This is a genomic window from Vibrio ordalii ATCC 33509 (genome assembly GCA_000257205.1).
Taxonomy (GTDB): domain Bacteria; phylum Pseudomonadota; class Gammaproteobacteria; order Enterobacterales; family Vibrionaceae; genus Vibrio; species Vibrio ordalii.
In genome coordinates this window covers 20,808-31,300 of the sequence record AEZC01000182.1, presented here as the reverse complement: position 1 = coordinate 31,300, position 10,493 = coordinate 20,808, and the positions used below count along the sequence as shown (strand labels likewise).

The window sequence follows — 10,493 nt, the reverse complement described above, 5'->3', positions numbered from 1 at the left end:
AAATGCTGTTGACGTATTTGCGTACGTCAGAAATCTTAAATAGCCATGCCATTAGCGTAAGTTCCACTAGACAGCTCACCATAATGCCCACGTTATTTGCAAAGTGATCGACAAGGTCGAGCAATAACAGGCCGCCGTTGGTCGCAAAGGCCATTGAAATCACAAACCCTATGCTGATCACAACATTAGCCGCTTTTTTACGGCTCCACTTTAGTTTATCGATGACGGCTGAGGTGACAGCTTCAATGATTGATATGTGTGAGCTTAGGCCTGCAACAACAAGTGCAAAGAAGAAGATTGGCCCAAGGATATAAGGTGCTGGTAGTAGGTTAATAGCTGCTGGGATCGTGACAAAGGCAAGACCGACGCCCGCAGATACGACCTCGGTCAACGGTTTACCTTGTTCATGAGCCATGTAGCCAAGAACAGAGAAAATCATAATCCCTGCCAGAATTGAGAAGCCACAGTTAATCAATACTGTCATGAAGGCATTATTGGTAATGTCTGATTTCTCGGGAAGATAGCTCGAATACGCCAGCATGATGGCAAAACCAATGCTTAGGGTGAAGAAAATCTGCCCATAAGCAGCAGCCCAAACCTTCACATCCCATATCTTGCTAAAGTCAGGTTCAAACATGTAGTTCACGCCATCTAATGCACCGGGCAAGAAAATCATGCGACCAATCAAAAGCAGTACCATGATAAACAGTATTGGCATCATGATTTTTGAAGCACGTTCGATCCCTGATTTCACTCCACCGACGATAGCAGCATAAGTAATGGCCCATGCAATCAGCATTGCAATGGCGATTTTCCATTGAATGCTACCGAGATTGGTCGGTGAATTATCGCCGAGTGCTAAATAGTTGCTAAAGAAGAAAGCATTAGTATCGGTTCCCCAACTTTGTGTAAACGACATACCAAAGTAGGAAATAGCCCAGCCAATAACGGCTACATAATACACAGCAATAACTGCGGCAATCCCTACTTGGAACCAACCTAACCATTCAAACTTTGCGTGAATTTTAGCCAGTGTGGCTGGTGCTGAACCGCGATGCTTTTGACCCATGCTAAACTCTAGGATCATAAACGGTATACCCGCGGTGATCATGGCGAAAAGATAAAGGATGAAGAATGCACCGCCCCCATTCTCATAAGCCATATAAGGGAAACGCCATATGTTTCCAAGACCGATAGCCGAACCTACGGCAGCTAGAATGAACCCTGCACGGGATCCCCATTGTTCTCGCTTCATTGTTTACTCCTTTACGACTTCCCTGAGGTATGAAGCTTCTCTTCGGCTGAGGAGCCAGTGCTGGAGTGATGAATACTATCGGCATACTAAATAGACCGGTGAATATTTGCGCCATCATCCATGAACTGGCAAAAAAATAGTTTTATGTGTTGTCAGCTTAACGAGAACTCAGAATATTGTTCTTAATAGTTCGATTTGTGTTTGCCGTATCTGAAATAATCAGCTACGCATGGGTTCGAGACTACAGACTAATCGAAGTTAAGGCAATAGATTGCAAATGTTACTCTCTGGTTTTTTGATGGTGTATTAGTTGTTAATTAATTGGGTTTTAGGTGTAATGAGCGCCATTTTTTAACAAGAATAGGATTTATAACTTTTCTGGTTGGAAAATATAAATGATAAAACTATTTTTTGTCGAAGAGTGTATGACTGAAAAACATACACTCACTAGTGAATCACACCGCAATTTTATCTCAGTTCAAAAACGAACTGTTAGGCCGATATTAGCCGAAAATTGATTTATCCAATCAGATTTAAAACGAATCACGCACGTTTCTGAAGAAGGCAGTGTACAGGTTGCTGAAGTTTCGTTGTCAACAGAGGTACCTAACCAACGCACTTGGCTATTCAGCGCAATGTTATCGGTAAGGGCATACTCAAAACCCCCAAACAAGCTTGAAGAAAAACCATATTTATCTTTAGCCCAATCAACATCTGCATAAGAACCACCGATACCTAGGCCTATATAAGCGGTCAATTGTTGGCTTGTCGGATAATAAATGCTGCTTTGAAAGTGGAGGTAATGGATGTTCGCATCCGCGTTAATGGTTTCAACCGCGGTGTTTTGAGTAGCATAAAACAGACCAATTCGGCCTTTTTCGTAATCAGTTTCTATAGCGAGGCCATAGCTAGATGAAGCTTTTAAATCATAGTCATTGCCAGCTTTATCCGCGACCTCTCCCCCAAGCGTATACCCAAAAAAAGGAGAAACGATGACTTGTGCTTGTGCATAGGGAGCAGATAAAGATCCTATAATAAGAATGACTTTATTATATTGATGCATAGCTATTAACCTCGGCCACTTTTTAACGATTAGGTTATTGTGATAGTAACTCCATAATTGTGCACGAAAAACCAACGATTCTTGAAGATACTTCACACTGATGTTATTACTTTGTTATCTGGTAGGAGGTGGCTATGGAACTTGATCTAAAATATGCATTAGTGATTACTGCAACAGTGTTTGATGTTCTGATTGGTTTTGGTTTGATCGCTATCAGCCATTAATCAACGAGGGTTCTGCTGATGAACACTAGTGGAACTATCTCTGATAAAGAGACGAGAGCGGATTTAGATCGGCTCTCGAAGTATATTGGAGGAAAAAATGCATTGGTTGCCCAAGGTGGTGGCCAAAGAGGTATTTTTACCGCAGGTGTGTTGGATGCGTTCCTTGTTTCCAATTTTGATCCCTTTGATGAATTCTATGGCACCTCTGCAGGTGCATTGAATTTGTGCGCTTACCTATGTCGTCAGCATGGGTTAGGCAAAGCTTTTATTTTAGAACTCACCACGGATGCTAATTTTTTTAATCTATTTAGCTACGTTCGGCGTAAGCAGTTCATGAACTTGGATTGGGCTTTAGATCGCATATCGGAATTTCCTTATAGGTTGGATGTCGATATGGGATGCCAAGTCCTTGCGAAAAGAAAAGCTTACGCGGCGGTTACTTCAGCACACTCGCTGCACGACCATTATTTCCCGGTATTAGAAAGTAACTGGCGAGAGGTAATGATTGCTACCTGTGCGATTCCTCGCTTATACCCGCACGCAGTTAAGTTGGGTAATGAACTGTATATTGATGGTGGTGTATCAGCATCAATTCCAGTGCAAGAAGCATGGCGAAAAGGTGCTCGTTTTGCCGCTGTCATTCGTACAGAATGTCCTGATGTTGCCTCGGTCGATAGTCGAATAACATTAAAGCCTTCACCATATACTACGTCTTATAACAAGCCTCATTGGTTGCATGAACCTCTACAAAATATCCAAGGCCAGTGGCAGCAGAAATTGTCTCACTGGAAGCAAGAGTGGAGTGGTTTTCTCCATCAACAGATAGAGCGTTCTAAGCAGCAAAAACGTGAAAAGATAAGTTTGGAACTGCTTAATGGTGGGCGTTGGTTATTTGGCGCTGACGATATATATCGCTTAAGTCACTTAATTGGCGACAAATTTGATTCAGGGTTGGCGGATATGTTGATGGTGCATTACCAAACGTATTCTTTAACTCAAGAATTTTTGCATGCTCCACCAGATGATATTTACATCCTACAAATTGTACCCAGTGAACCACTGAGATCGAACTCCTTACTCAGTCGTCAAGAAGACCTACTTCATGATTATGAATTAGGTCTCGCGGCGGGTTACCGTTTTATTGAGGACTTTAGCCAAGCACAGCAGGCATATCAGTCGCGTATGACATAATCGTGGTCGAGTATCCCCGAGGCTATTCAGCCAACGGGGATAGTCAAATTACTCAAGGACTGGAAGTATACGCATACAGTTAGTCGTCCCTTCAACATCCATAATGTCACCTTGAGTGATGATTACTAAATCACCGAACTCTAACAGCTTTTTCTCCTTAAGCGTATTGAGAGCTGCAACGGCTACATCAAATCCAGTGTCTGCCTTGGTGTCAAAATAGACTGGAGTGACCCCTCTATATAGAGCACAACGATTTAAAGTTCGCTCATTAGGTGACATAGCAAAGATAGGCAGCACAGAGTTTAAGCGGGAGGTCATAAGTGCTGTTCTTCCTGATTCGGTTAGAGTTACCATGGCTTTGATCCCTTCCATGTGATTGGCGGCATAGATAGTGGACATGGCAATAGTTTCTTCAGCAGTCACAAACGAAGTATCGATTCGGTAATTTTGCTGGCTAGCTTCGATCATTTTCTCTGCTCCAACACACACTTCGGCCATTGAACGAACCGTTTCTACTGGATATTTCCCAGCAGCGGTTTCACCTGAAAGCATCACCGCATCGGTTCCGTCCAGCACCGCATTGGCAACGTCCATCACTTCCGCGCGGGTTGGCATTGGGTTTTCTATCATTGACTCCATCATTTGTGTAGCAGTGATAACGACTCTGTTGAGTGCCTTAGCGCGGCGGATCAGTTTTTTCTGCACACCCACCAGCTCTGGATCTCCAATTTCGACTCCTAAATCACCACGAGCGACCATGATCACATCAGAGGCCATAATGATGTCATCAATGTTCTGATCATTGGCTACCGTTTCTGCTCGCTCTACTTTTGCCACGAGTTTTGCTTCAAGGCCTGCATCACGAGCAAGCCGGCGAGCGTATTTCATATCTTCGCCATTTCTAGGAAATGAAATAGCCAGATATTCGACCTTTATTTCGGCGGCCAGTAGTATGTCTCGTTTGTCTTTTTCTGTCAGCGCTTCAGCCGACAAACCGCCTCCTTTCTTGTTGATGCCTTTGTTATTTGAAAGTGAGCCACCAACAGTGACGGTAGTATGTATTTTTGCACCATCGACAGCGGTGACGAGTAGTTGTACTCGTCCGTCATCGAGTAACAGTAAATCATCGTGCTGTACATCTTGTGGTAGTTTTTTGTAGTCAATGCCAACCGAATTTTGGTCACCTTGCCCTGGGGGTAACTCTGCATCCAGAACAAATCGGTCACCTTCATTTAAGTAGATTTTTCCTTCTTTAAATGTGGAGACTCGAATCTTTGGTCCTTGTAAATCACCAAGTAAAGCCACATGGCGACCCAACTTAGCCGCGATAGCTCTTACTCGTTGCGCTCGCAGTTTATGGTCCTCGGAGCTACCATGTGAAAAATTCATGCGCACAACATTTGCGCCAGCTTTGATAATCGCCTCTAATATCTCGCCTTTGTCTGTTGATGGGCCTAAAGTAGTGACGATTTTTGTTCTTCTTAACACCGCGGTCATTGTGTTCTCCTGATGGGGCGGGAATCTGGATTAAGTATATGCAAGATCTGGCGAAAGAAAGGGGATAAGCGTTAAATTTATCGACAGGTGCTAGATGATTCTCGTCACAAAAAAAGAGTGGTTTCATATTTTTTGAATGTAAACAAATAGCAATTTATTGACTAAATACACCAAGAACTATGTATATCCGTGATACTTGTCACGGCAATATACTAAAGCGCTTCACAATTAGTTCGCAAAGTAAAAAAATTGGCATGTTATTGATTTCTGGAGCTCCCAATGTATATGGCGCAACCAGGCCATATTGATCATATCAAACAGGTCAATGCTGGTCGTGTATATAAACTTATCGACCAAAAAGGTCCCATTTCTCGCATTGATTTATCGAAAGAGAGTGGGCTTGCTCCGGCAAGTATTACCAAAATTACTCGTGAGTTAATTGAAGCTCATTTAATCCATGAAACGACAGTACAAGAAGCGATCAGCCGTGGTCGCCCTGCCGTTGGTTTACAAACCAATAACGAGGGATGGCAATTTTTATCCATGCGTTTAGGCCGTGGCTACCTAATTATTGCTCTGCATGAGTTGGGTGGTGAAGTGTTGATCGACACCAAAATTGAGATCCATGAGCTAGACCAAGATGACGTGCTCGCTAGGTTGCTTTACGAAATTGAAGAATTTTTTCAAACCTACTCGTCGCAATTAGATCGCGTGACAAGCATTGCAATTACTTTGCCCGGTTTAGTGAACTCAGAGCAAGGGATTGTACTGCAGATGCCGCATTACAATGTGGAAAATCTGGCTCTTGGTCCTGAAATTTATAAGGCGACGGGGCTACCTGTTTTTGTGGCGAATGATACCCGAGCTTGGGCACTGGCTGAGAAGTTGTTTGGTCATTCGCAAGGCAATGAAAATTCGGTTCTGATCTCTATTCACCACGGTTTAGGTGCCGGAATTATCCTCGATGGCAGGGTGCTACAAGGTCGGCATGGGAATATCGGTGAGTTAGGGCATATCCAAATTGATCCGCATGGTAAACGTTGTCATTGTGGCAATATTGGCTGCTTAGAGACAGTCGCTAGTTCGCAAGCGATTCGTGAAGAAGTGGCGCTGCGTATTGCAAACGGTGAGGTTTCATCATTGACTGAGCACAGAGAAATTACCATCGAAGATATCTGTGAGGCTGCAGCAGAGGGTGACCCATTGGCGGTGGATGTGATAGAGAAACTAGGGCGTTACTTAGGGGCCGCTATCGCGATTGTGATCAACCTATTTAACCCAGAAAAAATTCTGATCGGTGGTGTTATCAACCAAGCTAAAAACGTGTTATACCCTGCATTACAAAAATGTATCGAAGAGCAGAGCTTACCCGTCTATCACCAAGATCTCGAATTAGTCGAATCACGCTTTTATAAACAGGCAACTATGCCTGGTGCGGCTTTGATTAAACAAGCCCTCTATGATGGACTTTTGCTGATGAAAGTGGTCGAAGGTTAATTTTTTCGCGGTTAGATCATTTATATTTTTTACAATTAACCCATATGGCTATACTGTTATGTGAGTTCACTATAATTTTCGGGATTTCGTATGTCAGGTGTTTTAAATACGGTTGACCAGCGCACCAATCTTGTCGGAGAGAATCGACTTGAGCTGCTTTTATTCAGCTTAAACAGCAGGCAAATCTTTGCGATCAATGTGTTTAAGGTGAGGGAAGTGATCAAAGTTCCTCAATTAACAAAATTGCCCGGTTCTCATCATAATATTACGGGTGTCGCCTCATTGAGGGGAGTGCCTGTTCCTGTCATTGATTTGCGCAGTGCGATAGGTTTCCCTCCATCTCGTTTGGATGACCAAGAGCATAACCTCATCATCACCGAGTACAACCGAAGCATTCAAGGCTTTTTGGTTTGGCAAGTTCGCAATATTATCAATACTGCTTGGACTGAAATTCAGCCGCCACCGCGTTTAGCTGGTCGCTCTAATTATCTGACCGCTATCACCCATGTTAAAGAGGTCAACAGTAGTCATATTGTTGAAATCATTGATGTGGAAAAAGTGTTAGCTGAGATTATTGATTATGATGTCTCTATCTCGGAAGGCGTTCTTGACCATGCCTTGGTTTCAGAGATGGTTGGGCGAAAAATTCTTATAGTGGACGATTCCTCAACGGCTCGCAACCAAGTCAAAGGGACGCTATCACAACTTGGTTTAGAGATTATTGAATGTCGAGATGGTTTAGAAGCACTGAATCTTTTGAAGTCATGGTGTGATGAAGGAAGGGACGTAACGAATGAGCTTTTATTGATGATTACCGACGCTGAAATGCCAGAAATGGATGGTTACAAATTGACATCTGAGGTACGCAGTGATCCGAGAATGAAATCGTTGCACATTATTCTCAACACTTCATTGAGTGGCAATTTCAACGAAGCTATGGTTAAAAAAGTGGGCTGTGACCGTTTTATCTCGAAATTTCAACCGGATTTATTGGTGAAAGAAGCGCAAGATCGTTTACGTGATGTGCTTTCGTAAGATTTTCCGTAGTTTGATGGTGTTCGTTGTTTGATTATAATCATAGTGCTCTTCTCTTCAACGCCTGTTAACAGGTGACATCAAATAGTAACGTTCACCTCAAACAACAATGCCTTGCTGATGAGGCAAGGCATTGACAGATTAAGAAAAAGCTAAGCCATTACTTTTTCGGTTGTGCGTCGATACATTGACCATTAATGGCTTGGCCTTCCGGCGCCATTAGATAGAGATAAAGCGGCATAATATCTTTAGGCGTTTTCAACAACTCCACATCTTCAGCGGGATAAGCTTTAGCGCGCATCCCTGTGCGCGTGCCACCGGGGTTAATTGCATTCACTCTAATTGACGTGTTGCTTAGCTCATCAGCCAGTACTTGCATCATCCCTTCTGTGGCGAATTTTGATATAGCATAAGTGCCCCAAAAAGCACGACCATCATGGCCTACGGTTGAAGAAGTAAATACAATCCGCGCATCTTGAGATTTGTGCAGCAATGGTAGCGCTGCTTGGGTGAGTAAAAACTGCGCTTTGACGTTGACCTGCATGACATCGTCATAAGAATCTTCACCAATCTGATCAAACGGGCTGATCACACCCAAAAGACCCGCGTTATGTAGCACGCCATCTAAGCGACCAAACTGCTCTGCAATGGTATCGATCATATCGAGATAATGTTGCTTGGTGGCTCCTTTCATGTCCAGCGGAACAATCGCAGCTGTTGCGTAGCCAGCGTTTTCTATCTCATCATACGTCTGTTCTAATTTTTTCACCGTGCGGCCGAGCAAAATGACGGTTGCGCCGTGGGCTGCATAGCTGATGGCGGCTTGTTTACCGATACCGTCGCCAGCACCCGTAACTAAAATGACTTTATCTTTGAGGGCATCTGCAGAAACTGAATAATCCACCTTGTGCTTCCTTATTGTTATGATTTGCTTTAAGTCTTCGTGACAAGATGGTTACAATACACCAAATCAAAACCTATGAGGATTAGGACGTTGGAATTTTTATTGGACTACGGCCTATTTTTGGCCAAGATTGCGACAATCGTCATCGCTCTTGTTGTGCTATTGGTCATCGTGAAATCGGTGGGCGGAAAAAACAGCGCGCAGAAAGGCGAGCTGGAAGTGGTGAATTTAACCGAGCGTCATAAAGAAATGGTCGAGCAGATGGAACACCATCTACATGATGAGGCTTTCTTGAAGGCTCGTGATAAAGCAGAAAATAAAAGCGAAAAAGAGAAAAACAAAGCACGTGATAAAGCGATCAAAAAAGCGGCGAAAGAGGGAGCATTAGATACCAAACGTGAACCGCATCTTTTTGTGCTGGATTTCAATGGCAGTATTGATGCTAAAGAAGTGAGTTCACTACGCGAGGAAGTGATCGCCATTCTCGCTGTTGCTCGTCAAGGTGATGAAGTGCTGCTGCGTTTAGAGACTGGCGGTGGCATGGTGCATGGTTATGGTTTGGCTTCTTCGCAGCTCGATCGCATTAAAGCGGCTGGATTACCCTTAACCATCGCAGTGGATAAAGTGGCTGCCAGCGGTGGCTATATGATGGCGTGTATTGCTGATAAAATTGTGGCCGCTCCTTTTGCGATTGTCGGATCCATTGGGGTTATTGCACAGTTGCCTAACTTCAATAAACTGCTTAAAAAACATGATATTGAATTTGAACAATTGACCGCCGGTGAATACAAGCGCACCCTGACTATGTTTGGTGAAAACAGCGATAAAGCGCGCGATAAGTTTAAGAAGGAACTCGAAGAGACTCACGAACTGTTTAAAAATTTTATCCGCGAGCATCGCCCAGCGCTTGACCTTGAGAAAGTGGCCACTGGTGAACACTGGTTTGGGACTCAAGCTCAAGAGCTCGGTTTAGTCGATGAGATCAAAACTTCTGACGACTTAGTGGTTGCTGCGTGTAAAGATAAAACGGTACTGGCGATCCATTATGTGCAGAAGAAAAAACTGACTGATAAATTGGCTGGCGTTGCAGGCGAAGCGGCCGATAGCGTGTTGCTGAAATTGATCAGTCGCGGCCAACGGCCAATCGTTTAAGTTAGGCGCTTCTTTCTCGAAGCAGGCAGATTATTTTTTCAGAGAGTATTAAGCGGATAAGCGGATAAGCGGAGAAGTGCGTTACTTCTCCGTTTTTTTTGATCTCAGCCATTCACCGATGGCGAAGATCAACCCGGCCAACATGCCCGCTAAATGGGCTTCGATAGCCACGCGTGCATTAATAAGCTCACTAGTACTACTTGAAGCGCCGAACATTTGCTCCCAGACAACTTTGACAATAACACCAACCACCAGCAGCCAACTGCTGCGACGCCCTTGCAGTGCTTCTTGCAGCGCCAAATAGGCAAACATTCCATGGAGCGCGCCTGAAAGGCCGACATAGACTTGCATACGGCTCAAAAAAAGGCTGACGCCTACCATCAAGCTGGTTGCCAGAAGGCTGATTAACCATTTTTTACTGCTCGGTTGAAACACAAAATGGATAATCCACAGCCCTGCGAGGTTCATACCAAGGTGCGTAAAGTTGGTGTGTGTGAAATTTCCTGTTAGGATCCGCCACCATTGGCCCGCTTCAATGGCAGGCCGATTCCACGCACTGAGGGTGGCCAGCGGCGGCCATTGCAATCCCAAGCAGACCAAGATGATAGCAAGTAGTGCAAAATAACGATTTTTTTGATGGTTTATGTTTAGTAAGCAAAGGCGAAAGTAATTCAC

General features: G+C 44.0%; 10 protein-coding genes. 5 read left to right on the top strand and 5 right to left on the bottom strand.

The window, feature by feature from the left end; genetic code table 11:
- The coding region (locus VOR_RS0112410; protein WP_010320021.1) for a sodium-dependent transporter at nt 1–1,255 on the bottom strand (1,255 nt) is incomplete at its 3' end.
- A 478-nt stretch (nt 1,256–1,733) separates the two neighbouring features.
- Nucleotides 1,734–2,318, bottom strand: a complete 585-nt coding sequence (locus tag VOR_RS0112405) for an outer membrane beta-barrel protein (RefSeq protein ID WP_010320020.1) — start codon at nt 2,316–2,318, stop codon at nt 1,734–1,736.
- Nucleotides 2,319–2,452: 134 nt separating this feature from the next.
- Between VOR_RS0112405 and cydH the strand changes: the two genes are divergently transcribed.
- Together cydH and VOR_RS0112395 are read left to right on the top strand one after the other, a co-directional pair.
- Entirely contained in the window at nt 2,453–2,542 is a 90-nt protein-coding gene (cydH, locus tag VOR_RS18760) for a cytochrome bd-I oxidase subunit CydH (protein WP_010320019.1), read from the top strand.
- A gap of 18 nt (nt 2,543–2,560) precedes the next feature.
- Nucleotides 2,561–3,733 carry a patatin-like phospholipase family protein gene (locus tag VOR_RS0112395; RefSeq protein ID WP_010320018.1) on the top strand — a complete coding sequence of 391 codons (1,173 nt, stop codon included), beginning with the start codon at nt 2,561–2,563 and terminating at the stop codon, nt 3,731–3,733.
- Between the two features lie 48 nt (nt 3,734–3,781).
- Here VOR_RS0112395 and pyk read toward each other — a convergent pair whose 3' ends face one another.
- Nucleotides 3,782–5,230 (bottom strand): pyruvate kinase, encoded by a 1,449-nt coding sequence (gene pyk / locus VOR_RS0112390; RefSeq protein ID WP_010320017.1) that lies wholly within the window; start codon nt 5,228–5,230, stop codon nt 3,782–3,784.
- Between the two features lie 279 nt (nt 5,231–5,509).
- Between pyk and mlc the strand changes: the two genes are divergently transcribed.
- Both mlc and VOR_RS0112380 read left to right on the top strand, forming a co-directional pair.
- Nucleotides 5,510–6,727: a sugar metabolism global transcriptional regulator Mlc gene (gene mlc, locus VOR_RS0112385; RefSeq protein ID WP_010320016.1), complete on the top strand. Its 1,218-nt coding sequence runs from the start codon at nt 5,510–5,512 to the stop codon at nt 6,725–6,727.
- Between the two features lie 90 nt (nt 6,728–6,817).
- Nucleotides 6,818–7,762, top strand: a complete 945-nt coding sequence (locus VOR_RS0112380) for a chemotaxis protein CheV (RefSeq protein WP_010320015.1) — start codon at nt 6,818–6,820, stop codon at nt 7,760–7,762.
- Nucleotides 7,763–7,922: 160 nt separating this feature from the next.
- On the opposite strand, the gene VOR_RS0112375 is transcribed toward VOR_RS0112380, so the two are convergent.
- On the bottom strand, nt 7,923–8,666 hold the full coding sequence (locus VOR_RS0112375) for a YciK family oxidoreductase (RefSeq protein WP_010320014.1): 744 nt from the start codon (nt 8,664–8,666) through the stop codon (nt 7,923–7,925).
- Between the two features lie 90 nt (nt 8,667–8,756).
- Here VOR_RS0112375 and sohB point away from each other — a divergent pair, with 90 nt between their 5' ends.
- On the top strand, nt 8,757–9,818 hold the full coding sequence (sohB, locus tag VOR_RS0112370; protein WP_010320013.1) for a protease SohB: 1,062 nt from the start codon (nt 8,757–8,759) through the stop codon (nt 9,816–9,818).
- Between the two features lie 81 nt (nt 9,819–9,899).
- On the opposite strand, the gene rrtA is transcribed toward sohB, so the two are convergent.
- A complete protein-coding gene (gene rrtA / locus VOR_RS0112365) occupies nt 9,900–10,493 on the bottom strand; it encodes a rhombosortase (RefSeq protein WP_010320012.1) in 594 nt (197 codons plus the stop codon).